The sequence below is a fragment of the Streptomyces sp. AF1A genome (assembly GCF_047340315.1).
In the GTDB taxonomy this organism is placed as follows: domain Bacteria; phylum Actinomycetota; class Actinomycetes; order Streptomycetales; family Streptomycetaceae; genus Streptomyces.
The window spans coordinates 1-24,292 of record NZ_JBLEBI010000097.1; the positions used below are offsets into that span (position 1 = coordinate 1).

A 24,292-nucleotide genomic window follows, 5' to 3' on the forward strand; every position below is an offset into this window, starting at 1 on the left:
TGCGCGGCACCATGGGCAAGCCCCAACTCCCGCGCCGCCGCGCCCAGGAGCACATCGTGCCCCAGCTGCGCGGGGGCCCCGCACCCCGCCAGGAGGGCGACGGCGTCGCGGGCCACGACCCCGGTCTGATGGCGGCCTTCCAGCGCGGGATCGGCCTCGCCGAGGCCCAGCAGCCGGAGGCCCACGGGGAGCCGCGCCCGACGGAGCCCGCCGCGCCGGACGTCTCGCGGGGCCCGGCCCCAGCGGACGCGGACCGCACGGGTGCCGACCCCATGGACTCAGCCCGAATGAGCGCTCACCGCACAGGCGCCGAGCACATGCGCCCGGCCCACATCGGCGGGGACGACACAGTCCGGAACCACAGGGGCCAGGAGACCACGGGCCCACGCCACACCGAGTTGGAGACCACGGGCCCCCAGCACATGAGTCGGGACCACATGGGTCCGGAGCACACGAGTCGGGACCACATGGGGCCCGAGCACATGAGCGCGTACGGCACCGAGCGGGAAACCTCGGCCACGGGCCGTGGGGGCCCGTACGGCGCGGCGCGCCGGGACGGTGCGGGTGCGGATTCTGTGGGCCCGTACCGCGAGTCGTCGGCGTTGGACGGCGTTAGCCGGTATCGGGAGGACACGGCCCCGGACTCTGTGGGCTCGTATCACCAGTCGTCGGCGTTGGACGGCGTGAGCTCGTACGGTGCGGCGGGCCGGGAGGACACGGCCCCGGACTCTGAGGGCTCGTATCACCAGTCGTCGGCGTTGGACGGCGTGAGCCGGTATGGCGCGGCGGGCCGGGAGGACACGGCCCCGGATCGTGTGGGCCCGTACCGCGACTCCACGGCCCCGGACCGTCTGAGCCCCTACCAGGCGGACCGCGGTGGCACGGACTCCGTGCCCTTGCCCCAGCCCCCGGCGCACGTGCCCCTGGCCGACGGCGGTCGAGGTGGCGTACCGCCGGAGGGGAGCGCTCCGGCCGGCTGACCGCCACCGCATCCCAACACCCCCCACCCGCGCTCCCGCGGACCTTCGTACCCCAAGGAGTCGATCCACCATGGCGAGCGATGCGCCGACCGTCCACGCCTCCGACCTCGACTGGCTGCTGAGCGGCCTCGTGCAGCGCGTACCGCACACCAGCAGCGCGGTGCTCCTGTCCTGCGACGGACTGGTGAAGTCCGTGCACGGCCTCGACCCCGACAGCGCCGACCACATGGCGGCTCTCGCCTCCGGCCTGTACTCCCTCGGCCGCAGCGCGGGCGTGCGGTTCGGCGACGGCGGGGACGTCCGCCAGGTCGTCGTCGAGCTCGACTCGACGCTGCTGTTCGTCACCACCGCCGGCTCCGGCACCTGCCTCGCGGTGCTGGCCGGCCGCGAGGCCGACGCGGCCGTGCTCGGCTACGAGATGGCCATGCTGGTCAAGAGCGTCCGCCCGTACCTCGTGACCGCGCCCCGGCAGCAGACCGCCGAACCCACGGCGACGAGGCCTTGAGCGTGACCGCAGCCGGTGACGGGCCCTGGCTGGACGACGCGGCCGGACGGCTGGTGCGCCCCTTCACGGTCAGCAACGGCCGTACCGAGCCCAGCGTCGCGCTCGACCTGATCTCCCAGGTGATGGCCACCGGGGTCACCCCGCTCGGCTATCTCGGCCCCGAGCACGCCCAGGCGCTCGACCTGTGCCGCGGGCCCGTGTCGGTCGCCGAGATCGCCGCGCACCTGAAACTGCCCGCGGTGGTCACCAAGGTGCTGCTGTCGGACCTCGTCGACTGCGGGGCCCTGACCACCAAGCCGCCCGCCTTCCACCACACACCCACTGACCGGTCTCTGCTGGAGGCAGTGCTCGATGGACTACGACGACAGCTCTGACCCGTTCCCGACCGCGCTGAAGATTCTCGTGGCGGGCGGGTTCGGGGTCGGCAAGACCACCTTCGTGGGCGCGGTCAGCGAGATCGCCCCGCTGAGCACGGAGGAGCTGCTCACCACGGTCAGCGCGGCGACGGACAGTCTCGACGGCATCGAGAACAAGATGGAGACCACGGTGGCCATGGACTTCGGCCGGATCACGCTCGATCCGGAGCATGTGCTGTACCTGTTCGGCACGCCGGGCCAGGAGCGGTTCTGGTTCATGTGGGACGAGCTGTCCGAGGGCGCGCTCGGCGCGGTGATCCTCGCCGACACCCGCCGGCTGCAGGACTGCTTCGCCGCCGTGGACTTCTTCGAGGAACGCGGGCTCGCCTTCATCATCGCCGTCAACGAGTTCGACGGCGCCTACCGCTACGACCCCGACGAGGTGCGCGCCGCCATCGACCTCGACCCCGAGGTCCCGGTCGTCCGCTGCGACGCCCGGATCTCCAGCTCCGGCGTGCAGACCCTGCTCACCCTCGTACGCCATCTCCTCGCCCACGCCCCGGCGCCCGCGCCCAGCCACGGCGCCCACATGTGATGATCCCGCCCCCTACTGCCCACGGAGCCCGTACATGAGCCCGTACACGAGGTACGTCCACAGCGACGGAGTCCGGTCATGAGCTACGAGCCGCCGCGCCCGGTCCGGGGCCTGCTCCTCACCCCCGAGGACAAGGAGGCCCCCGCCCGCGTCCACCGGCTGCGCCGGCTCGGGCTGGCGGGCCGTCCCGACCCCGCGCTCGACGCCTTCGCGGACCATCTGTCCCGGCTCACCGGTGCGCCCTACGCCATGGTCAACTTCATTGGCGAGGAACACCAGTTCTTCGCGGGCCTGTGCGTCCCGGCCGTCGCGCCGGTCCCGCGGGAGGACGGCAGCAGGCCGGAGTTCACCCGTGTCCTGCCCCGCGAACACGGCTTCTGCCCCCACGTCGTGGTCCGCCGCAAGGCACTGGTCCTGGAGGACGTCCGCGACTACCCGCGGTTCGCCGGCAACCCGGTCGTCGACGAGTACGGCATCCGCTCCTACCTCGGTGCGCCGCTCATCGACAGCTCCGGCATGGCGCTCGGCACCGTGTGCGCCGCCGACACGGCCCCCCGCACCTGGGGGAGGGAAGGCCTGGAGACCATCAAGGCGCTGGCCGCCGACCTCGTCGTACGCATCGAGCGGAGCGCGCAGGACGGGCTGCCCCTCTGAACGGGTGACACGCCGAACGGGTGACACGGCCCCGCGGCCGCGGGACGGTCTGCCCAGTCGGCGCAGGGGGCGTGAAGGAAAGCTGTGGCGGCGGTTAAGAAAAGCTCGATGGACCCCGGCCCGCGCATGCGGCAGATTGCAGGGTGATTCCACCCCTCTGACCCGGTGCGGGCGCCTTCGGCGTGCCCCGCGGCCGGGACCTCACGCACAGGAGCCGAAGCGTTGAAGGCGCTGGTCAAGGAGAAGGCGGAGCCGGGACTCCGGCTGACGGACGTCCCGGAGCCGGAGATCGGCCCCGGGGACGTACTGATCAAGGTCATGCGGACCGGTATCTGCGGCACCGACCTGCACATCCGGGCCTGGGACGGGTGGGCGCAGCAGGCGATCCGCACCCCGCTGGTGGTCGGGCACGAGTTCGTGGGGCAGGTCGTCGAGACCGGGCGGGACGTGACCGACATCCGCGTCGGCGACCGGGTCAGCGGCGAGGGCCACCTGGTGTGCGGCAAGTGCCGCAACTGCCAGGCCGGCCGCCGTCACCTGTGCCGGGCCACCGTCGGTCTCGGCGTGGGCCGCGACGGCGCCTTCGCCGAGTACGTCGCCCTGCCCGCGACCAACGTCTGGGTGCACCGCGTCCCCGTCGACCTCGACGTCGCCGCCATCTTCGACCCGTTCGGCAACGCCGTGCACACCGCGCTGTCCTTCCCGCTGGTCGGCGAGGACGTCCTGGTCACCGGCGCCGGTCCGATCGGCCTGATGGCCGCCGCGGTGGCCCGGCACGCCGGCGCCCGCAACGTCGTCATCACCGACGTCAGCGAGGAGCGCCTGGAACTCGCCCGCAAGATCGGCGTGAGCCTCGCTCTGAACGTCGCCGAGACCACCATCGCCGACGGCCAGCGGGAGCTGGGGCTGCGCGAGGGCTTCGACATCGGCCTGGAGATGTCCGGCCGCGCCGAGGCCATGCGCGACATGATCGCGAACATGACGCACGGCGGCCGGATCGCCGTGCTCGGCCTGCCGGCGCAGGAGTTCGCGGTCGACTGGGCCCGCGTCGTCACCTCGATGATCACCATCAAGGGCATCTACGGCCGCGAGATGTTCGAGACCTGGTACGCGATGTCGGTGCTGCTGGAGGGCGGCCTCGACCTCGCCCCCGTGATCACCGGCCGGTACGGCTACCGCGACTACGAGGCCGCGTTCGCGGACGCCGCGAGCGGCAAGGGCGGCAAGGTCATCCTCGACTGGACCGCGTAACTCCTCCCACCCGCAAGCACCTTCAGGAGAGCATCCCCATGTTCGACACCGTCCGCGACGACCTGCGCGCCACCCTCGACGAGATCCGCGCCGCCGGCCTGCACAAGCCCGAGCGGGTCATCGACACCCCGCAGTCCGCGACCGTCAACGTCTCCGCCGGCGGCCGCCCCGGCGAGGTCCTCAACTTCTGCGCCAACAACTACCTCGGCCTCGCCGACCACCCCGAGGTGATCGCCGCCGCCCACGAGGCCCTGGACCGCTGGGGCTACGGCATGGCCTCCGTGCGGTTCATCTGCGGCACCCAGGAGGTCCACAAGGAGCTGGAGGCCCGCCTTTCGGCGTTCCTCGGCCAGGAGGACACGATCCTGTACTCCTCCTGCTTCGACGCCAACGGCGGCGTCTTCGAGACCCTGCTCGGCGAGGAGGACGCGGTGATCTCCGACGCCCTCAACCACGCCTCCATCATCGACGGCATCCGCCTGTCCAAGGCGCGCCGCTACCGCTACGCCAACCGCGACCTCGCCGACCTGGAGGCCAGGCTCAAGGAGGCCACCGAGGGCGGCGCCCGGCGCAAGCTGATCGTCACCGACGGCGTGTTCTCCATGGACGGCTACGTCGCCCCGCTCGCCGAGATCTGCGACCTCGCCGACCGCTACGACGCCATGGTCATGGTCGACGACTCGCACGCCGTCGGCTTCGTCGGCCCCACCGGCCGCGGCACCCCCGAGCTGCACGGCGTGCGGGACCGCGTCGACATCATCACCGGCACCCTCGGCAAGGCCCTCGGCGGCGCCTCCGGCGGCTATGTCGCCGCCCGCGCCGAGATCGTCGCCCTGCTGCGCCAGCGCTCCCGCCCGTACCTGTTCTCCAACACCCTCGCGCCGGTGATCGCCGCCGCCTCCCTGAAGGTCCTCGACCTGCTGGAGTCGGCGGGCGACCTGCGCGAGAGGCTCGCGTCGAACACCGCGCTGTTCCGCCGCCGCATGACCGAGGAGGGCTTCGACATCCTCCCCGGCGACCACGCCATCGCGCCCGTCATGATCGGCGACGCGGCGCAGGCGGCCCGCATGGCCGAGCTGCTGCTGGAGCGGGGCGTGTACGTGATCGGCTTCTCGTACCCGGTCGTCCCGCAGGGCCAGGCCCGCATCCGCGTCCAGCTGTCCGCCGCGCACTCCACGCAGGACGTGAACCGCGCGGTCGACGCCTTCGTCGCCGCCCGCGCCGAGCTGGCGGGCTGACCGCCGCGGGCCGGCCGGTCCCGGGTATGCCGCCGCCCCGGCGGCGTACCCGAGCGGCCCGGACGGCCTGGGATAATGGGCGCCATGATCGAGGCACGGCGGCTCCACATCCTCCGTGCGGTGGCCGACCACCGCACGGTCACCGCGGCGGCCGCCGCGCTCTACCTCACCCCCTCGGCCGTCTCCCAGCAGCTGACGGCCCTGGAGCAGGAGACCGGCCACCGCCTGGTCGAGCGCGGCGCCAAGGGCGTGCGGCTCACCCCGGCCGGCGAGATCCTGCTCAGCCACACCCACGCCGTGCTCGCCCAGCTGGAGCGCGCCGAGGCGGAGCTGGCGGCCTACGGATCGGGCGAGGCGGGCACGGTCACCGTCGCCGCCTTCGCCACCGGCATCGCCCAGGTCGTGGCCCCGGCCGTGGCCCGGCTCGCCGGCACCGCCCCCGGCATCCGCATCCGGGTGCAGGACGCCGAGGGCGACGCCAGCCTGCCGATGGTGCTGGACCGGCAGGTCGACGTGGCGGTCGCCGTGGAGTACCGGGGCGCGCCGCCCGCCGACGACCCCCGGCTCACCCATGTCCCGCTCTACGCCGAGCCGTTCGACGCGGTCGTCCCCGTCGGCCACCGCCTCGCGGACGACGCAGAGGTTCCGCTGGCCGAGCTGGCCAAGGACCCCTGGATCGGCCCCTACCCCGGCAACCCCTGCCATGACGTGGTCGTCCTGGCCTGCGAGAGCGCCGGTTTCCAGCCACGGCTGGAGCACTCCTCCGACGACTTCCGTGCCGTCGTCGCCCTCGCCGCGGCCGACGCGGGCGTGGCCCTCGTACCGCGCTCCGCGCTCAACGGCATGGACCTCACCGGTGTCGTCGTACGCCCCGTCGACGGCGTGGCCCCGACCCGCCGCGTCTTCGCCGCCGTACGGCGCGGCGCCGAGAGGCACCCGCTGATCCGCCCGGTGCTGGACGCCCTGGGGGAGGCGGCCCAGGAGTCCGCGGAGTCCCGGGGGTCCCGGGGGTAGGGAACCGGCCATCGGTCGCGCGCAGTCCGGGAGGGCACGCGTGTGACGACGATCCTCCGGGCCCTGACCGAGGCGTCCAGCCCGAGAGCTCATCAGCGGACCACACCCGTCAACAGGCCACCACCTCACAGCCGGGCTTGATCGAGTATCTGGTGCATCGTCACGACGGGAAGCGTCCGGTTCGCGGCTGCCCCGGAGACGACGGCTGAGTCGTCGGCCTCGAGGAGAGTGATCAGCCGGTCGATGGGGATGGAAGGGTTGGTCGCTGCTCGACCTCGCACGTCATCGGCGCCGTCGACCAGCAGCGCCTCGATCGTTTCGATCGGAAGCCCGGGATGTGCTGCGGCGACGGCCCGGTCGTGCGGGTCGTCGGAGCGGGCCAGGGCAGTGGCGGCATCGGCGGGGAAGTTCTTGTGGGCAAGCATGTCCCAGCGGCTGTAGCTCTTCCAGCCGGCGGCAATCTGTGCCAGCAGCCGGCCGGGGGCGTTCGGCTGGCGTTCGCACACGAACAGCCGCACGGCGAAGCTCTCGTCGGCGGCGAGGATCCCGACGGTCTCGTCGGACAGATCGGTGCGCATGGCCAGCGTCTTGCGGAAGACCTGGTGACGGCTGCGGGCGAAGGAGAGCTGATCGGCCTCGGACAGGTCTTCGGTCAGCAGCCACTCGACGGTGTTGCCGCTGCCGCGGTCGTCGTACTCGACCGGTACCGATTCACGCAGCACCGGGTCGAGGCCGCGGCGTGCGACGACTGCTGCGCGGACCTGGTTGTCGGGATCGTGTGCCAGAGCCGCGACATGCTCGGGGTCCAGTGTCGGATTGGCCGCAACCCCGGCGCGCAGCTGCGGGTCTGTCAGGAAGCGGTCGGTCAGGTCGGCGTCCAGGTCGGCGGTCGCGGCGATCTGTCGCAGGAGCCCCGCGCTGTTCGCCGGGTCGGAGGAGGAGTCGATGTCGGCGAGCATGCCCCGGGCGGCCTCGGCGGGAAGCGGACCGTCCAGACGGAGCAACAGCAGCTCTCGGCCGAAGGCTCCCTTGGCCCGCGAAAGGAGTTCGCTGATCCGGGCGGTCGGCGCAGGGTTCCACTCGGCGGCGGCGATGGCGGCCGTGCGCGCGTCGTCGTCGTCGAGCATCCCGGCCCGAATGTCGTCGGGCAGGCGTCGGTTGAACGCCAGGGCACGGCGGACCTTCGGCTCCGGGTCTCGGGCCAGCAGTTCGTAGACCTCCCGTGACAACGGCTCCGGGAAGTGACGCCCGTGCACGCCGACAGTGGTGAAGTACTCGGCACCTTCCGCCAGCCGGCCACGCACCCGCGCGTCGACGTCTCGGGCGAGGGCGATCTGGACCTCGGCCGGGAGATCCGGATGCGCAGCCAACTCCGACCGCAGGTTCGCATCCTCGTCGCCGGCAAGGGTCACAGCGGCCGGCGCGGGCAGGTCACGGCGTCGTGCGAGCCCGGTTCGATCGATGTCCGCCGCCGCGAGGCGAACAAGAACGTCCGGTGGGGCGGAGGGGTTGCTTGCCAGGCCGCGCAGTGACACGGCCAGGTTCCGCTGCATGACGACAGGACGTTCGAAGGGTGCGGGCATCGGCCTATGGTGCCAGGCCGCCTGCCGGTTCGGTGGCGCACATGATCGACGCCGGCGACCGCCACCAGGCTCCGCAAGAGACCCGTGGAACGTGGAGCGGACACTCCCACAGGAGAGCTCACCGGTATCAACTCCCGTCCCGTAACGCGTGCGTCTCGTGCCCGGGACACCGTCCCGGGTAGGAGAAGCGAGGCCCCCCGTCGACCCCTGGGGGCCGCAGCCAGAAGACAGTCCAGCAGGACGTCAGTCAGTGGCAGAGTCACAACCACCGGAACCTGAGTATCAGGATCAATGTCAGTGGCAGGGGCTACCGTGCGTCGCATGCCGGATGCCGAAGACGTACGCCGTATCGCCCTGTCCCTGCCGGACACGACGGAGAAGGTCGCCTGGAGCATGCCCACGTTCCGGGTGGCCGGGAAGATGTTCGCGACGCTGCCCGAGGACGAGACGTCCATCGCCGTGCGCTGCCCGAAGGACGAGCGGGACGAACTGGTGCTGGCCGAACCGGAGAAGTTCTGGATCGCCGGCCACGAGGCCCAGTTCGCCTGGGTGAGGGTGAGACTCGCCGCGCTGGAGGACGAGGCCGAGCTGCGGGACATCCTGGCCGACTCCTGGCGGCAGGCGGCCCCGCCCCGGCTCCTGGACGCCCATCCCGGCCTGGGGATGCCGTCCGCCCACTGAAAAACACCGGTGGGCGCGGACGGTGCGTGGCATGATCCCGCGCGGCGCACGCGGTGCGGCACCCGTGCGGCCACAGGCGGGGGAGCGCCCCGGGGCGGGGGCGGTACGGCCGACAGGGAGGGGAGTTGCATGACCGGAACGGACTCACGGCGAGGCGGCGTCGCCCCGGGCGTGCGGCGCGGCGAGAGCGTCGCCCCGGCGGTCTGGTCGCGCCCCTTCGGGCTGTTCTTCGCGGCCCGGGCGGCCGCCCGCCTCGGCGACACCATGCTGCCCGTGGCCCTCGCCGCCGGCCTGCTCGAGCACGGGTACGGCGCGGGCGCGGTCGGCCTCGCCATGGCGTCGACGGCCGCGGCGTTCGCCGGACTCGTCGTCTTCGGCGGGGTGATCGCCGACCGGTTCAGCACGCGCAGGCTGATGATCGGCGCCGACCTCGTCCGGCTCGGCACCCAGTCCCTGGCCTCGGTCCTCTTCTTCACCGGGCACGTGGTGCTGTGGCAGATCTGCGCCATCGGCTTCGTCAACGGCGTGGCCGGCGCGGTCTTCCAGCCGGGTGTGGCCAGCACCGTGCCCCGGCTCGCCGCCGACGTCCAGGGCGCCAACGGCGCGATCCGCATCGCCGAGTCGGCGGCCCAGCTCGCCGGCCCGGCCGCCGCCGGCCTCCTGGTCGGCTTCGCCTCGCCCGGCAGCGTGTTCGCCGCGCACGCCGGCACCTACGCGGTCAGCGCGCTGTGCCTGCTGCTGCTCCGGCTGCCGCCGCTGCCCGAGGGCGGCGCCGGGGCCGCCGGCCGCGGCATGCGCGCGTTCCGGACCGACCTGGTCCAGGGATGGCGGGAGTTCAGGTCGCGGACCTGGCTGTGGGGCGTGATCGCCGTCTGGTGCGTCTACATGATCGCCGTATGGGGCCCGAGCGTCCCGCTGGTGGCGACCGAGGTCGTACGGCACCACGGCCCGCGCGCCTACGGCCTGGTCAACTCGGCCCTCGGCGCGGGCACCGTCGTCGGCGGCCTGTTCGCCCTGCGGCTGCGGCCCCGCCGCATGCTGCGGGCCGGTGCGCTCGCCCTGTTCACCTTCGCCGGGTTCCCGGCGGCGGTCGGCGCGGGCCTCGGCGTACCGGCCATGGCGGCCGGGGCCGCGCTCGCGGGGGCGGGCATGTCCTTCTGGGGGGTGATGTGGGCGACGAGCGTGCAGACCCAGGTCCCGGCCGACGTGCTCAACCGCATCCACGCCTACGACGTGGCGGGCTCCCTGGCCATGATGCCGGTCGGCCAGGCCCTCGCCGGCCCGGCGGCCGGGGCGCTGGGCGCCGGACACGTCCTGCTGGTCTCGGCCGCGACCAGCCTGGTCGTGGCCGCCGCACTGCTCGCCGTCCCGGCGATACGCGACCTGGTGCGCGCCGACGCGCAGGCTCCCGCGCACCGCTCGCGGCGGACCGCGTAGCGCTGGAGGCCCGGCGGCCCGCAGCCGTGCCGGGGACGCCCCGGGCCACGCCGGTGCACCAGGCTACGCACACCCCGTGAACTCGCCGATCCGTCGCCGCAGGCTCGTCGCGTCCAGGCCGTGGGCGGCCACATGGTCCTCGATCGTGCCGTAGCGACGCAGCTCACGCCGTCCCACGCCGAGCCCGAGCACCCGGTGCGGCATGTCGGACAGCGCCTCGGCCACCGCGCCCGTCGAGATACCGGCCAGGTAGGGCTCGACCAGGACCACGTCCGTGCGCGCCGTCGCGGTGGCCCGGCGCAGCCCCGCCGCGTCGAAGGGCCGTACCGTCGTCGCGTACAGCACGGTCACGTCCAGCCCCTCCGTCGCGGCGAGCACCGCGTCCAGCATCGGGCCGACGGCGACGACCACGCCGGAGCGCCCTTCGCGCAGGGTCACGAGGTGCTCGCCGTCGATCATCCGGCCGTGCCGGTTGGACTGCACGGACAGCCGCACGTACACCTTGTCGTCGCCCGCGGCGACCGCGTGCCGCAGCAGGGTCTCGGCCTCGTCCGGATGCCCCGGCACCTGCACGGTCCAGCCGTCCAGGGTGTCCAGCAGCGCCACGTCGCCGGGCGCCATGTGCGTGTAGCCGCCGGCCGGCCAGTCGAAGGAGGCGGCCGCGCTCACCAGCACCGCCCCCGTGCCCTGGTGCCCGAGGTCCAGCTTGACCTGCTCGAAGGGCCGCTCCACCAGAAAGCCGGCGAAGGTGTGCACGACGGGCCGCAGCCCGGTGAGCGCCAGCCCCGCCGCCGCCCCAACCAGGAGCTGCTCGCGGATGCCGACGTTGATCACGCGGCCGGGATGCCGGCGTGCGGCCTCGCGGAAGCCGTCCGTGCCGATCTCGGCGAGGACGACCGCGACCCGCGGGTCCTCGTCCAGCAGCCGGGAGACGACGGGGGCGAAGCGTTCGCGCATGGTGTCCATGACGAGGGACCCTTTCCACTCGGATGCGACGGGACGGACGGTGGCCATCAGGCGTTCTTCGGTTCGACACGGGCCACGACGACGTGCGGCCGGCCCGGATGGGGCGCGGTGAACGCGGCGTACAGGGCCGCGTGGTCGCGCCCGTCCACGGTCACCGCCGACCAGCCGGCGGCCTCGAACCGGGCCGCGATCCCGCCGGGCAGCGCGTGGCTGGCGGAGGCGTTGTCCACGACGACGGTGTGCAGCCGCTCCAGCCCGGCGGGCCCGGCGAAGGCGATCGCCTCGTGGTTGCTGCCCTCGTCCAGCTCCGCGTCGCCGATCAGCACCCAGACCGCCGGCTCGTGCAGACCCTGGGCGCGCAGGCCCAGCGCGGTCCCGACGCCGATGGGCAGCCCGTGCCCGAGCGACCCGCTGCCGATCTCCGCTCCCGGCACCAGCACCCGGTCCGGGTGGTGCCCGAGCGGGGAGTCGTACCCGCCGAACCCGGGCAGCCACCCCGCCGGCAGGAATCCCTTCGCGGCCAGGACCGCGTAGTACGCCATCGGCCCGTGCCCCTTGCTCAGCAGGAACCGGTCCCGGTCCGGGGCGTCCGCCCGCTCCGGCGTGACCCGCAGCACCCGGTCGTAGAGCACCCACAGCACGTCGAGCGTGGAGGTGGCCGCCGGGCCGTGCTTCTCGTCTCCGGTCATGAGCCCCATCAGCCGGGGCAGGTCCGCGTAGCCGTACGTGCGGCTGTCGTCCGCTGTGATCCTCATGTCCTCGAGCGTGCAACCTCAACCAAAGTTGAGGTCAACCCGGAAAGCGAGGCGCGATCACCGAGCCGAGTGCGGTATTGTTTCCCTGCGCGTTTCGGCCGGGGAAACCCCAGGTCAAACGGCATCGGGACGTGGCGCAGCTTGGTAGCGCACTTGACTGGGGGTCAAGGGGTCGCAGGTTCAAATCCTGTCGTCCCGACTTGCGAAAGCGCAGGTCAGGGGTCGTATCGGAGCAGTCTGGTACGGCCCCTCGGCCATGTCCGGAGAGCCGGCACGCCCGTACTCGAACTGAGCGCTCACACCCGCCAGTTGCCTCCCGGACCACTCCGGCACCGCCAAAAGGTGGATAAGCCATAACTCGGGTGTTTCTTCCCCGTTCACCGGATGCGGGTGAGTGCCCGCGACAAAGTCTGGAAGGCAGGGAACCTATGAAACGGGTTACCCGAAACGGTGTGATCGCCCTCGCGGCCGCCTCGGGCGCGATGGCTGTGGTGGGGCCGGCGTTCGCCGACTCCGCGGCGGACGGTGCCGCCGACGGCGCGCCGGGGCTGGTCTCCGGCAACACGGTGCAGCTGCCGGTACACGTCCCGGTGGACATCTGCGGGAACACCGTGAACGCGGTGGGACTCCTCAATCCCGCCATGGGCAACAACTGCGCCAACGAGGACGACGGTGCCGTCACGAGCGACGAGCCGGCGGGAGGAGGTGCCACGGCCGTCGGGGGCGCGAAGGACTCGCCGGGCGTCGTCTCCGGCAACGACATCCAGCTGCCGGTTCATCTGCCGGTGAACGTCAGCGGCAACACCGCGAACGTCGTGGGCATCGGCAATCCGGTCTTTGGCAACCGGTCCGTCGACACCGACCGGCCCGCACCGCCCACGAAGGTCGCCCCGCCGGTGCGTTCGGAGCCCCCGGCCGCACCGGAGCCGCAGGCACCGCCGGTGCGCTCGGCGCCGGTGCCGGCCGTCTCCACGAGGGTGGCGCAGCCGCCGGTGGGCACGCTGGCGCACACCGGCACGGACGGCACCCTGCTGGCCGCCGCCACGAGCGCGGTGTCACTGATCGGCGGCACGGCGCTGTACCGGCGCTTCCGCTCGGGGGCGGCTCGCCGCAAGCCCTGAGCCGGGACACGGCGAGCAGACCCGGCCGGGCGCGTCCCGATCGGGCCTGCCCACCACCGCGTCGGCGGCCGGGTCGGGCCGCGGGTGCCGGGCGGTGCGTTCGAAGGCTCCGGCCCGGGCGCCGGCGCCTCCCGCGCGGTGGCCGCCGGTGTCCGCTCCACGGGGTGGGCGGGGCACACCGGCGCGGGCGGCGCCTTGCGGGCCGTCGTCGAGCCGCAGCGCGGCGCCCGCGCGGGGCGACGCGCCGGGAGTGCCGAGCGGGGGACACGGCGTCCGGGGGCCCGGGGGCCGGTGTCAGGCGATGCGCTCGGCGTCGCGGCGGGACACCGCGAGGAACGTCACGAAGGCGACGATCGCCACCGTCCAGGACAGCGTGACCGGGCCCAGCCCCCAGTCCAGACCGCCGCGCCGGCCCGGCACGGCCATCCAGTCGGCGAGGGACGCGCCCAGCGGGCGGGTGATGACATAGGCCGTCCAGAAGGCCGTCACCGCGCCGAGGGCGCCGAAGCGGTGGGCGAGGGCCGGGACGCAGATGGCCACCGCGAAGAGGACGACCGAGCCCAGGTACCCCAGACCTGCGCTCGCGCTGAGATCGCCCGCGGCGGTGCCCAGGGCGAAGGTGGCCAGGACGGCCGCCCAGTAGAAGCACTCGCGGCGGCGGGTGCGGATCGTGTGGATGGACAGCGTCCGCTCGCTCGCGTACCAGAGGGCGAAGACCGCCGCCAGCGCGACGAGGAACAGCGGCGTGGACAGGGCGTACGGCACGCCGAGGCCGACGTGCAGGATGTCCGCGGCCATCGTGCCGAACACGCTGACCATGACGATCGCCGTCCAGTACACCCAGGCGACGTACCTGCGGACGGAGAACTGCAGCACGAGCGAGGCGGCGAAGGCGAGGCCGCCGAGGCCCACCGCGGGGATCGGGCCCAGCAGGTGGGCCAGGAAGTCGGAGGCGGTCTCGCCCATGCCGGTGGTGAGGACCTTGATGATCCAGAAGTAGACGGTGACCTCCGGCACCTTGTTCGCGCTCTCTCGGATGCGCCTGCCGACGTGGCCGCCGGTCCGGTGGTCCAGGACGTGCTCAGTGCTCATGCGCCGAACCCTCGCATGGGCAACTGCCCTGGTCCCAGCCCCCTTTGCCATTGCTTTGGGGCTTCTGGTGCAGGTGTTGCCACAGGCCGCCGCGCACCTGAACGCAACCTGAAAGCCCGCCGGCGATCCCTGGCCGGCGGCCCGGCCGGCCTGGTACACGGGAAGGTCGGCCGCCGGACCTCAGAACACCAGGCCCACGTGCGCCAGCGCCTGCTTCAGCAGCACCCCGTGTCCGCCCGGCATCTCGCTCTGCAAGGCCGGCGACGCCGCCTCCTGCGGGCTGAACCAGACCAGGTCCAGCGCGTCCTGGCGGGGGCGGCAGTCACCGGCCACCGGGACGATGTACGCCAGCGACACCGCGTGCTGACGCGGATCGTGGTACGGGGTGACGCCCGCCGTCGGGAAGTACTCGGCGACCGTGAACGGCTGCAGGGAGGCCGGAACGCGGGGCAGGGCCACCGGTCCGAGGTCCTTCTCCAGGTGGCGCAGCAGCGCGTCGCGGACCCGCTCGTGGTGCAGCACCCGCCCGGAGACCAGGGTCCGGCTGACCGTGCCGTCCGGGCCGATCCGCAACAGCAGGCCGATGCTGGTGACTTCGCCGCTGTCGTCCACGCGCACGGGCACGGCCTCGACGTACAGGATCGGCATCCGGGCCCTGGCCATCTCCAGCTCGTCCGTGGTCAGCCAGCCGGGCGTGGTCTCGGTCATGTCAGACATTGCTTGATCATACTTTCCGGGTGGGGCGTTCGCTGGGGTCGCGGGCCGGTTCGGATACGGGCGGTCCGTAGAGTCGGCGGGCGTTGTCGCGGCCGGTCCATTCCGCGATCCGCAGGGCGTCCGCCAGGCTCAGCTCGTCGGCGTCCACCCGGCGGGCCAGGAGATCGGCGAGGCCTTGCCGGAAACACAGGGCACCCAGATGGTGGAACTCGGCCACACCGTAGGCGTCGGAGCTGTACAGCAGTTTCCGGAACGGGGTGATCTCCAGCGCCTCCTCCAGGACCGCCCGGGCGCGGGCCGGGCCGGTGTAGTGCAGGGCCAGCCCCACGTCCAGGTACACGTGTTCGAACACCGCGGCGAGATAGGCGGCCTGGCGCTGGTACGGCCAGCAGTGCAGCAGCAGCACCGGGATCGTGCCGCGGACGAGGTGCAGCCAGTCGGTGAGCAGCGCGGGGTCGGCCCGGTGCAGCCGTACGTCCGCGTCGCCGAAGCCGGTGTGCAGCTGCAGCGGCAGGCCCAGGTCGACGGCGGTCCACAGCAGGTGCCGGACCAGGACCGGGTCGGCCAGACGTCCGCCGGCGCGGAGCCAGCGGGCGGCCGCCCCGGTCACCTCGGTCCCGGCCGGCCGGTCCGGGGCGAGCGCGAAGCCGGTGCGGTACGCGGCCACCGATTTCACCGCCACCACGCCCGGCCGGCGCACCGCCTGCTCGGCGGCCGTGCGGAAGGCGGCAGCGTACTCCCCGGCCTCCACACCCCGCGCGGCCACCGCCTCGGCGATCTGCTCCAGCCGCACCACCTCGCAGGCGGCGGCTCCGGCGGCCCGGGCCAGTTCGGCGGGGGAGGTGACCGGGTGCGGGGCGTAGCCGGTGTCCACGCAGAACGTCTCGGCGCCCGCCTCGGTCAGGAAGCGGCGATTGACCTCCTGCCAGCCGAGGTCCGCGCGCCGGGCCAGGTAGTCGGCCGGCGGCGCGTGCCGGGGCAGGTCCAGCAGCGGCGCGCAGTGCCGTCGTACGGCGATGCCGACCGGGCTGTCGAAGGGCGACACGCCGGGCCAGGCCGCGCCCTCGGTGATGAGGGACTCGAACTGCCCGGCGGTGAGGTCGGCCGTCACGGCGCCGTGGCAGTGGTGGTCCACCAGCGGCAGCGCGGCCAGGGCCTCGTGGACCGGTCCGGGGGCGGCCATGCTCAGTACGTCCAGCGGTAGGCCGCCGCCACCTGGGCGTCGTCGAGGCCCTCCACGGCGGCCGCCTCGCCCAGCCGTACGGCGGTCACCGCGTCCGCGAGGACCGGGCCGAGCGCGGTCCGCAGCACCTCGTCGGCGCGGAACTCCGCCACCGCCTGCGGCAGCGAGGTGGGCAGCCGCCGCACGCCGAGGGCCGCGGCCTCGTCCCCGCCGAACCGGGCCGGGTCGCCGGTGATCTCCTCGGGCAGCGGACGGCCCGCCGTCACCCCGTCGAGCCCGGCGGCGATCAGGCACCCGAGCGCCAGATACGGGTTGGCGGCCAGGTCGACCGGTTTCACCTCCATGTTGGCGTCCTGGTCGCGGCGGCCCGCGGTGCCGGTGACCATCCGCAGCGCCGCCTCCCGGGTCTCGCGGCCCCAGGCGGTGAACACCCCCGCCCACTGGGAGGGCTTGAGCCGCAGATAGCTGGCCGGGCTCGGCGCGGTGACCGCCGTCAGCGCCGGGAGGCGGGCGAGGACACCGGCCGCGAAGGACTCCGCCTCCGCCGTCATGCCGTACCGGCCCGCGCCCCCCGCGTGCAGGTTCACCCCGTCCCGCCAGCAGGACAGGTGCACATGGCCGCCGTTTCCGACGCCCTCGGCGAAGACCGCGGGCGCGAACGACACCCGCAGGCCGTGCCGCTGGGCGACCGCCCTGATCGTCTGGCGCACCAGCACGCTGCGGTCGGCCGCCGCGACCGGGTCCAGCGCGCCCACCGAGACCTCGAACTGCCCGGCGGCGTACTCGGGATGGATCTGGTCGACGTCCACGCCCTGTTCGGCGAGCGCGGCCAGCAGATCGGCCGTGTAGTCGCTCAGCTCCACCTGCCGGATCGCGCCGTACGCCGGTCCGCGGGCGGCCGGCGCGAACTCCCCGGCGGGCGCCGAGCCCAGCCCCACCGCCCACTCGATCTCGATCGCCGCCTTGAACGCGAGGCCGTGCCGCTCGGCGGCGTCGGCGACGATCCGGCGCAGGAAGGTCCGGGTGCAGCCGGGGTGCCGCTCGCCGTCCTGGGTGATCCGGTCCACCGGCGCCCACGCCCAGCCTGGCTGGCCGGCGAGCGCCACCAACTGGTCGAGGTCCGGGTAGAGCCGCAGGTCGCCGTCGGGAGAGCCGAGGACGTCGGTGGTGACGATCGAGTCGTCGGCGAGGAAGGTGTCGAACACCGGGGACATCCCGACGCCCCAGGACACGGCGGCCTCCAGCCGGGCCGTCGGGATCGTCTTCACCCGGCCGACGCCGGCGGTGTCCACGTACGCCAGCACGATGCCGCGCACACCCCGTGCGGCCAGACCGGCGGTGAGCGCGGCGACCCGGCGCAGATCACCGGGCCGGCCGCCGGGCACGGGGTCGGCAAGGGTGGTCATACGTCCTCCTCGGCCGGGCTCCGCCCGGTGCTCGGGGTCAGGGTTTCACGGCCACCGCGCCGAACTGCGGAACCGGGGCGGCGGACGCCGACTCGGGGCGCCACTGCGAGCAGGGCACCAGGCCGGGCCCGACCAGATCCAGCCCGTCGAGGAAGGAGGCGATCTCGTCCCGGCTGCGGGCGGTGATCGGCGGGGTGGCGTTGGCGTTCCAGAACTCCATCGCCGCGACGTTTCCCTCGCCGCCGACCTCGGCGTCGAAGGTGGGGTGGGTGAGCACCAGGTGGCTGCCCGAGGGCACCGCCGCCATCAGCCGCCGCACGATGTCCCGCGCCGCGTCGGTGTCCAGGACGAAGTTGAGGATGCCCAGCATCATCACCGCGACCGGCCGCCCCAGGTCGAGGGTGTCGGCGGCGCGCCGCACGATGGCGTCCGTGTCGCGCACGTCGGCGTCGATGTAGTCCGTGACGCCCTCGGGGGAGCTGGTGAGCAGGGAACGGGCGTGCACCAGCACGATCGGGTCGTTGTCGACGTACACGATCCGCGACTCGGGGGCGATCCGCTGGGCGATCTCGTGGGTGTTCTCCACGGTCGGCAGGCCCGTGCCCACGTCCAGGAACTGCCGTATGCCGCGCTCGGTGGTCAGGAACCGCACCGCTCGCGCCAGGAAGTCCCGGTCCGCGCGGGCCACCGCCCGGATCACCGGGAACATCCCGGCGACGTGGTCACCGACCTGCTGGTCGACCTCGTAGTTGTCCTTGCCGCCGATCCAGTAGTTCCACACCCTGGCGTTGTGCGCCACGGAGGTGTTCAGTCTCGCCGGTCCGGCCGTCGGAGAGTCGCCGTCGGTCACGTGGCCGCCCTTTCCCGCGTGCGGTTGTCTGTCCGCCGTCATTGTGCCGCTCGTTGATCGCGCTGTCCCGGCAAACGTGCACTGTGGGCGGTTCGGGGCGCGTCCGGGCCGTTCCGGCCCATGAGGAACACTGGGCACGTACCCCGTCTCCGACCGGAAGCAGCACATGCCCGCCACGCCCACGACCCTCCTCGACGCCCCCGGCCGGTCGGCCGGCCCCGCGGACATCCGGCTCGTCGTCACCGACATGGACGGCACGCTGCTGGACGACCACAAGCAAATCCCGGACGGCCTGTGGCCGATGCTCGCCGAACTGCGCAGGCGCGGCGTGCTGTTCAGCCCGGCGAGCGGCCGCCAGTACGCCACGCTGGCCGGGCAGTTCGCGGACGTCGCCGAGGGCATGGTGTTCATCGCGGAGAACGGCACGTACGTGGTCCGGGACGGGGCGGAGCTGAGTTCCGACCCGCTGGACCGCTCCGTCGCGGCCGGGGTCGCCCGCACGGTGCGGCGGCTGGGCACGCAGGGCGTGGACGCGGGCGCCGTGGTGTGCGGCAAGCGGGCGGCGTACGTCGAGCGGTCCGACGAGGCTTTTTTGGCGGAGGTGCGCCGGTATTACGTCGAGCACCGGATCGTCGAGGACGTCACCGCCGTCGACGACGACCCCATCAAGGTGGCGGTCTTCGACTTCGGCGTTGTCGAGCGCACCACCGCACCGGCCCTCGCGCCGTTCGCCGGCACCCACCAGGTCGTCGTCTCCGGCGAGCACTGGGTGGACGTCATGAACCGCACCGCCAACAAGGGCACCGCCCTGCGCGGCCTGCAGCGCGCGCTCGGCATCACCCCCGCCCAGACCATGGTGTTCGGCGACTACCTCAACGACCTGGAGATGCTCGACGCGGCCGACTGGTCCTTCGCCATGGCCAACGCCCACCCGGAGGTCATACGACGGGCCCGCCACCTGGCCCCCTCCAACAACGAGCACGGGGTGCTGCGGACCGTCGCCCGGGTCCTCGGACTATAGCCGCGGCCCGCCGAAAAGGAGTTGTGCGGGCCGCGCGGGTCTCGTTACGTTCGGCGCATCTCTGACGATCACGCTCCCTCGAACCACGCCGCAGAAAGGCGGTCGTGCTAGCCGGCGGACTCCCGTGGCTGGTTCTCGGCCTCGAACATCCAGCGCTGCTTCTCCAGGTCGGCGGTGATGCCGATCAGCAGGTCCTGGGTCACCGGGTCGGGTTCGGCCGTGGCCGCGATCCGCTCGCGCAGCCGCGCGACGGCCGTATTCAGAGCGGAGACCATCAGCTCGACCACCTCGGTGTCGCGCAGCCAGCCGTCCTTGGCGCCGGGCAGCCCGAACGACGCCGCGATGGTCTCGGGCCGGCCGTCCGGCGGCACGCCCAGCGCGGCGGCGCGCTCGGCGACCGTGTCGGAGTGGGCGCGGGCCGTTGCCACCACCTCGTCCAGCTGGAGATGGATCGACCGGAACCGCGGGCCCACGATGTTCCAGTGCGCCTGCTTCCCGACCAGCGACAGGCCGAGCAGGTCCACCAGGGTGTCCTGCAGGGCCCGGCCGGTGACGTCGAGCGCCTCCTCGGGCAACGTGCTCTTCACCACGGTCATGGTGCGTGCGCCCCCTCTCATGAGCTTCGTTGAATCTCGTCCGAAAGGGCGGGTGCCCAGCGTCGAACGGGACAAACGGGCCTGATCAGCGGGGCGGCGCGCGATGCGGCGCCTGGTCGGGGCGGCGCGCGATGCGGCGCCTGGTCGGGGTGGCGCGCGATGTGGCTGGTCAGGCGGGGCGCCCGGTGCGGGGCCGATCGGTGGGGCCGCGAACGGTGCGGGGTCCGATCAGCCGGGCAGCGTACGGTCCAGGAAGCGGAGCAGCTCCGCGAAGACCTCCTTCTTCACCGTCTCGTGGAACACCTCGTGCCGCGCCCCCGGGAAGATCCGCTCGGTATGGGTACCGCCGCTCAGCCGCTCCACCCCGATCCGGCTGCCGGGCAGGGGTACCAGCCGGTCGTCGTCCCCGTGCAGCCACAGCAGCGGCAGCGCGCCGATGTCACCGCCCTCGGCGACCGTCGCAAGGGTCCGGGCGAACGCCTGGAGCGTCGGCCGCTTCATCGGCCCGTGCCAGACCAGGGGATCGGCGGCGTACGCCGCGCCTACCGCGGGGTCGCGGGAGAGCGCGGACGGGCTGACCGGGGTGTTTGGGATCTCGTCCATGGCGAGCAGCCGGCCCGGCAGCTCCCAGGCGCCGATCACCGGCCCGGACAGGATCAGCGCGCTCAGCTCCCGGCCGTACAGCTGGGCGTACCGGGCCGCGATCAGCCCGCCCATGGAGTGGCCGACCAGTACCAGTGGCAGGCCGGGGTGCGCGGCCCGGGCGAGGCCGGCCACGGTGTGCACGTCGGCGACCACGTCCTCGAAGTCCTCGATCACCACCCGCTCGCCGGCCGACCGCCCGTGCCCGATGTGGTCGGGCGCGTACACGGCGGCTCCGTGGCCGGTGAGCACGGCGGCGAGCTCGGCGTACCGGTCCCCGTGCTCGCCGTAGCCGTGCACCATCAGGGCCAGGTAGCGGGGCTCGGGACGAGGCCACTCGCGGACGAAGAGGTCGCCGCGGGTGCCGGCGAGGACGTGCTCGCGGACGTGGTGCATCTCTCCTCCAGCTGCGTCGGTGAAGGTCCCTGAGGATCTTCCCAGCGGAGCGCCCCGCGGTCTATAGTCGAAAACTAGCAGTGCTAATTAAGTACTGCCGTGGTCCGTACTGACCCACAGCGATGTATGTCGGTTGTGCGTCAGTCGTAGGTCAGGAGTCGAAGCCGTGCGCCCCGTACACTTCGCGGCCGCCCGCCGCACCCCCATCGGCAAACTGCGTGGAGCACTCTCACCGGTGCGCCCCGACGACCTCGCGGCGACCGTGATCCGCCATCTGGTGGCGGACGTGCCCGCGCTCGACCCCGCCCGGATCGACGACGTCTACTGGGGCGCCGCCAACCAGGCGGGCGAGGACAACCGCAACGTCGCCCGCATGGCCGCCCTGCTCGCCGGGCTGCCCGAGTCGGTGCCCGGCGCCACCGTCAACCGGCTGTGTGCCTCCGGGCTCGAGGCGGTCACCACCGCGGCCCGCGCGATCGCCGCGGGCGAGGCCGACATCGTGATCGCGGGCGGCTCCGAGTCGATGAGCCGTGCCCCCTTCGTGCTGCCCCGCCCCGACGAGGCGCTGCCGCACCGCATCGAGACCCACGACACCCGCCTCGGCTGGCGCCTGGTCAACCCCGCCATGAAGGACCTGCACGGCCTGCTGTCCATGGGCGAGACCGCCGAGGAGGTCGCCGAGCGCTACGGCGTGTCCCGCGAGCGCCAGGACGAGTTCGCGCTGCGCAGCCACCAACTCGCCGCCGCCGCCCGCAAGAACGGGCACTTCGACGACGAGATCCTGCCCGTCGAGCGCCCCGACGGCATCCTGGTCGAGCAGGACGAGTGCGTCCGCGAGGACACCTCGCTGGAGAAGCTGTCCCGCCTCAAGCCGGTCTTCCGCCCGGGCGGCACGGTCACGGCGGGCAACGCCTCGCCGATGAACGACGGCGCCGCCGGCCTGCTCCTCGTCAGCGAGGAGGCCCTGAACGAACTGGGCCTGGAGTCCCTCGGCCGGTACGTCGCCGGCGCCTCCGCGGGCGTCCACCCCGACGTGATGGGCATCGGCCCGGTCCCCGCCACCCGCAAGGTGCTCGCCCGCGCCGGCTGGGAGATCGGCGACCTGCAGGAGGCCGAGTTCAACGAGGCGTTCGCCGCACAGGCGCTCGCCTGCGTCGACCAGCTGGGCATCGACCCGGAGCTGGTGAACCCCACCGGCGGTGCCATCGCCCTCGGCCACCCCCTCGGCTGCTCCGGCGCCCGCATCCTCACCACCCTGCTGCACCGCATGCGGCGCACGGGCGCCGAGCGCGGGCTGGCCACGATGTGCGTGGGCGTCGGGCAGGGCAGCGCGGTCCTGGTCGAGCGGCACTAGCCGCACGTCAACGGGGGCTCCCGCAAAGGGGCCCGGGTGAACGAGGCGGAGCGCGCTGTCGCTCGGGCCGGGCATGAAGGTGCTCAAGCGCGAGCTGCGAGCGCGGTCCACCGGCCGTTGGGGCGCCGGGCCGTCGAGGACCGAAACGCGAGACGGTCCTTACGCGGGGCCGATGCATGTGCATAGCATCGGTCTCCGCATGAACACGATGACGCTCTGGCACATATCCGGCTGGGAGTTCGCCGCGCTCGCCTTCGCCGCCCTGCTCGTCGGCTTCTCCAAGACCGCCGTGAGCGGGGCCAACACGGTCAGCCTCGCGATCTTCGCGGCCGTCCTGCCCGCCCGCGCCTCCACCGGCGTGCTGCTGCCCGTCCTGATCGCGGGGGACGTGCTCGCCGTGCTCACCTACCGGCGGCACGCCCACTGGCCCACGCTGTGGCGGCTGTTCCCCGCCGTCGCGGCCGGCGTGGTGACCGGGACGCTGTTCCTGGTGTGGGCCGACGACGGCGTCGTACGGATCTCGATCGGCGCGATCCTGCTGCTGATGGCCGGTGTCACGCTGTGGCGGCGGCGCCGGGAGGAGGGCGGGACGAAGGACGCGCCAGATGCGGTGACGACCGGGGCGGGCCGGATGAAGGCGCGCTCGTACGGCGTGCTCGGCGGGTTCACGACGATGGTGGCCAACGCGGGCGGCCCCGTGATGTCCCTGTACCTGCTGTCCGCGGGCTTCCGCAAGCTCGGCTTCCTGGGCACGTCGGCGTTCTTCTTCCTCATCGTGAACGTGTCCAAGGTGCCGTTCAGCGCGGGCCTCGGCCTGATCGACGGCCGTTCGCTGCTCCTCGACGCCGCGCTCGCGGTGTTCGTCGTGCCCGGAGCGCTCTTCGGCACCTGGGCCGTGAACCGGATCAACCAGCGGCTCTTCGAACAACTCGTGATCGCCGCCACGATCGTCGGCGGAGCGCAACTGCTCCTGCGCTAGCCGTCCGCGGCCTGCCGCAGCCCGAGCAGCGCCGGGACGTCCGCGAAGGAGTCCAGGACGTGGTCCGGGGTGCCGCTCGCCTTCTCCAGCGTCCTGTCCTGGTACTTCCCCGTCCGCACCAGGACCCCGGTGAGCCCGGCCCGCTGCGCCGCGAGCACGTCCGACTCCACGTCGTCGCCCACCATCAGCGCCTGCTCCGCGCCCACGCCGAGCCGGGCCAGCGCCGCCTCGAAGAACGCCGGGGACGGCTTGCCCGTGACCTCCGCCTCCACCTGCGCCGCCTGCTCCAGCCCGAGCAGGAAGGCACCCGAGTCCAGTTGCAGGCCCGCCTCCGTCCGCCAGTACAGGTTGCGGTGCATGGCGACCAGCCGCGCACCCCGCTGCAGAAACCCGAACGCCCGGTTCAGCGCCGCGTAGTCGAACTCCGGCCCGGCACCGCCGAGGACGACCACCTCCGGATCGTCGTCGACCAGGGTGACGTCACCGAGGTCCGCCTCCACGTCCCCGCTGTTGAGGAGCAGGCAGCGGGCGCCCGGACAGTGCTCGGCGAGGTGGGCGGCGGTCACCGCGGGAGCGGTCAGGACGTCCTCGGCGCCCACTTCGAAGCCGGCCTTCGACAGCGTCGTTGCGATCGACGCCCGGCTGCGCGACGTCGTGTTGGTCACGAGCGCCACCCCGAGCCCCGCGGCACGGATCCGGCGCAGCGCCTCCACCGCGCCCGGCAGCGGCTTCCAGGAGACGGTGAGGACACCGTCGATGTCGATCAGGACGGCACGCACGGACGCCACGGACTCCATGCCCCGACGGTAGCGGCCCGGGCGGCGGACGGGCCCCCGCCACCTCGTACGCTCACCCCCATGCCCCCGCACGTCCTCGTCCTCGGCGGCACCACCGAGGCCCGCCGGCTCGCCGCCGCCCTC

General features: G+C 73.2%; 24 protein-coding genes, 1 tRNA gene and 1 pseudogene. 15 read left to right on the forward strand and 11 right to left on the reverse strand.

Going from position 1 to position 24,292, the window contains the following annotated elements:
• The 8 genes and pseudogenes from ACLU3S_RS23280 to ACLU3S_RS23315 all read left to right on the forward strand — a co-directional run.
• Positions 1–221: pseudogene (locus ACLU3S_RS23280) on the forward strand (ATP-binding protein); the annotation flags it as partial.
• 829 nt (positions 222–1,050) lie between these two features.
• A complete protein-coding gene (locus tag ACLU3S_RS23285) occupies positions 1,051–1,485 on the forward strand; it encodes a roadblock/LC7 domain-containing protein (protein WP_413953876.1) in 435 nt (144 codons plus the stop codon).
• Positions 1,486–1,487: 2 nt separating this feature from the next.
• Positions 1,488–1,859 carry a DUF742 domain-containing protein gene (locus tag ACLU3S_RS23290; RefSeq protein ID WP_413953877.1) on the forward strand — a complete coding sequence of 124 codons (372 nt, stop codon included), beginning with the start codon at positions 1,488–1,490 and terminating at the stop codon, positions 1,857–1,859.
• The gene (locus ACLU3S_RS23295) at positions 1,837–2,436 is read left to right on the forward strand and encodes a GTP-binding protein (RefSeq protein WP_413953878.1); all 600 of its coding nucleotides are present in this window, start codon (positions 1,837–1,839) and stop codon (positions 2,434–2,436) included. Before ACLU3S_RS23290 ends, ACLU3S_RS23295 begins: the two co-directional genes overlap by 23 nt.
• A gap of 78 nt (positions 2,437–2,514) precedes the next feature.
• On the forward strand, positions 2,515–3,090 hold the full coding sequence (locus tag ACLU3S_RS23300; RefSeq protein WP_413953879.1) for a GAF domain-containing protein: 576 nt from the start codon (positions 2,515–2,517) through the stop codon (positions 3,088–3,090).
• 222 nt (positions 3,091–3,312) lie between these two features.
• Complete coding sequence (tdh, locus tag ACLU3S_RS23305) at positions 3,313–4,341, forward strand: L-threonine 3-dehydrogenase (RefSeq protein WP_413953880.1); 1,029 nt, start codon at positions 3,313–3,315, stop codon at positions 4,339–4,341.
• A gap of 38 nt (positions 4,342–4,379) precedes the next feature.
• Complete coding sequence (locus ACLU3S_RS23310) at positions 4,380–5,579, forward strand: glycine C-acetyltransferase (protein ID WP_413953881.1); 1,200 nt, start codon at positions 4,380–4,382, stop codon at positions 5,577–5,579.
• An 84-nt stretch (positions 5,580–5,663) separates the two neighbouring features.
• Entirely contained in the window at positions 5,664–6,593 is a 930-nt protein-coding gene (locus ACLU3S_RS23315; protein ID WP_413953882.1) for a LysR family transcriptional regulator, read from the forward strand.
• A 125-nt stretch (positions 6,594–6,718) separates the two neighbouring features.
• Here ACLU3S_RS23315 and ACLU3S_RS23320 read toward each other — a convergent pair whose 3' ends face one another.
• Complete coding sequence (locus ACLU3S_RS23320) at positions 6,719–8,128, reverse strand: hypothetical protein (protein ID WP_413953883.1); 1,410 nt, start codon at positions 8,126–8,128, stop codon at positions 6,719–6,721.
• A gap of 369 nt (positions 8,129–8,497) precedes the next feature.
• On the opposite strand from ACLU3S_RS23320, the gene ACLU3S_RS23325 reads away from it, so the two are divergent.
• Entirely contained in the window at positions 8,498–8,857 is a 360-nt protein-coding gene (locus tag ACLU3S_RS23325) for an MmcQ/YjbR family DNA-binding protein (protein WP_413953884.1), read from the forward strand.
• A gap of 129 nt (positions 8,858–8,986) precedes the next feature.
• Positions 8,987–10,294, forward strand: a complete 1,308-nt coding sequence (locus tag ACLU3S_RS23330; protein WP_413953885.1) for an MFS transporter — start codon at positions 8,987–8,989, stop codon at positions 10,292–10,294.
• A gap of 63 nt (positions 10,295–10,357) precedes the next feature.
• On the opposite strand, the gene ACLU3S_RS23335 is transcribed toward ACLU3S_RS23330, so the two are convergent.
• The gene (locus tag ACLU3S_RS23335; protein WP_413953886.1) at positions 10,358–11,260 is read right to left on the reverse strand and encodes a transketolase family protein; all 903 of its coding nucleotides are present in this window, start codon (positions 11,258–11,260) and stop codon (positions 10,358–10,360) included.
• A 47-nt stretch (positions 11,261–11,307) separates the two neighbouring features.
• Positions 11,308–12,015, reverse strand: coding sequence for a transketolase (locus ACLU3S_RS23340; protein ID WP_413953887.1), 708 nt, complete (start codon positions 12,013–12,015; stop codon positions 11,308–11,310).
• A gap of 125 nt (positions 12,016–12,140) precedes the next feature.
• Between ACLU3S_RS23340 and ACLU3S_RS23345 the strand changes: the two genes are divergently transcribed.
• Positions 12,141–12,214, forward strand: a tRNA-Pro gene (locus tag ACLU3S_RS23345).
• A 229-nt stretch (positions 12,215–12,443) separates the two neighbouring features.
• Positions 12,444–13,136: a chaplin gene (locus ACLU3S_RS23350; RefSeq protein WP_413953888.1), complete on the forward strand. Its 693-nt coding sequence runs from the start codon at positions 12,444–12,446 to the stop codon at positions 13,134–13,136.
• A gap of 294 nt (positions 13,137–13,430) precedes the next feature.
• Here ACLU3S_RS23350 and ACLU3S_RS23355 read toward each other — a convergent pair whose 3' ends face one another.
• The 5 genes from ACLU3S_RS23355 to ACLU3S_RS23375 all read right to left on the reverse strand — a co-directional run bounded on the left by ACLU3S_RS23355 (position 13,431) and on the right by ACLU3S_RS23375 (position 18,384).
• Entirely contained in the window at positions 13,431–14,228 is a 798-nt protein-coding gene (locus ACLU3S_RS23355) for a hypothetical protein (RefSeq protein WP_413953889.1), read from the reverse strand.
• Between the two features lie 180 nt (positions 14,229–14,408).
• Positions 14,409–14,936, reverse strand: coding sequence for an NUDIX hydrolase family protein (locus ACLU3S_RS23360; protein WP_413953898.1), 528 nt, complete (start codon positions 14,934–14,936; stop codon positions 14,409–14,411).
• Positions 14,937–14,952: 16 nt separating this feature from the next.
• Positions 14,953–16,128 carry an amidohydrolase family protein gene (locus tag ACLU3S_RS23365; RefSeq protein WP_413953890.1) on the reverse strand — a complete coding sequence of 392 codons (1,176 nt, stop codon included), beginning with the start codon at positions 16,126–16,128 and terminating at the stop codon, positions 14,953–14,955.
• 2 nt (positions 16,129–16,130) lie between these two features.
• Positions 16,131–17,534 carry a glutamine synthetase family protein gene (locus ACLU3S_RS23370; protein WP_413953891.1) on the reverse strand — a complete coding sequence of 468 codons (1,404 nt, stop codon included), beginning with the start codon at positions 17,532–17,534 and terminating at the stop codon, positions 16,131–16,133.
• Between the two features lie 37 nt (positions 17,535–17,571).
• Positions 17,572–18,384, reverse strand: a complete 813-nt coding sequence (locus ACLU3S_RS23375) for an SAM-dependent methyltransferase (protein ID WP_413953899.1) — start codon at positions 18,382–18,384, stop codon at positions 17,572–17,574.
• Positions 18,385–18,550: 166 nt separating this feature from the next.
• Here ACLU3S_RS23375 and ACLU3S_RS23380 point away from each other — a divergent pair, with 166 nt between their 5' ends.
• Positions 18,551–19,405 carry a Cof-type HAD-IIB family hydrolase gene (locus ACLU3S_RS23380; RefSeq protein ID WP_413953892.1) on the forward strand — a complete coding sequence of 285 codons (855 nt, stop codon included), beginning with the start codon at positions 18,551–18,553 and terminating at the stop codon, positions 19,403–19,405.
• Positions 19,406–19,512: 107 nt separating this feature from the next.
• On the opposite strand, the gene ACLU3S_RS23385 is transcribed toward ACLU3S_RS23380, so the two are convergent.
• Together ACLU3S_RS23385 and ACLU3S_RS23390 are read right to left on the reverse strand one after the other, a co-directional pair.
• Positions 19,513–20,001 (reverse strand): Dps family protein, encoded by a 489-nt coding sequence (locus ACLU3S_RS23385; protein WP_413953893.1) that lies wholly within the window; start codon positions 19,999–20,001, stop codon positions 19,513–19,515.
• A 228-nt stretch (positions 20,002–20,229) separates the two neighbouring features.
• Positions 20,230–21,039 carry an alpha/beta hydrolase gene (locus ACLU3S_RS23390; RefSeq protein ID WP_413953894.1) on the reverse strand — a complete coding sequence of 270 codons (810 nt, stop codon included), beginning with the start codon at positions 21,037–21,039 and terminating at the stop codon, positions 20,230–20,232.
• A gap of 166 nt (positions 21,040–21,205) precedes the next feature.
• On the opposite strand from ACLU3S_RS23390, the gene ACLU3S_RS23395 reads away from it, so the two are divergent.
• Both ACLU3S_RS23395 and ACLU3S_RS23400 read left to right on the forward strand, forming a co-directional pair.
• Complete coding sequence (locus ACLU3S_RS23395) at positions 21,206–22,393, forward strand: thiolase family protein (protein WP_413953895.1); 1,188 nt, start codon at positions 21,206–21,208, stop codon at positions 22,391–22,393.
• A 199-nt stretch (positions 22,394–22,592) separates the two neighbouring features.
• Positions 22,593–23,372, forward strand: a complete 780-nt coding sequence (locus tag ACLU3S_RS23400) for a sulfite exporter TauE/SafE family protein (protein WP_413953896.1) — start codon at positions 22,593–22,595, stop codon at positions 23,370–23,372.
• Here ACLU3S_RS23400 and ACLU3S_RS23405 read toward each other — a convergent pair.
• Positions 23,369–24,169 (reverse strand): TIGR01458 family HAD-type hydrolase, encoded by an 801-nt coding sequence (locus ACLU3S_RS23405; RefSeq protein WP_413953897.1) that lies wholly within the window; start codon positions 24,167–24,169, stop codon positions 23,369–23,371. The genes ACLU3S_RS23400 and ACLU3S_RS23405 overlap by 4 nt on opposite strands.
• Positions 24,170–24,292: the final 123 nt, after the last annotated feature.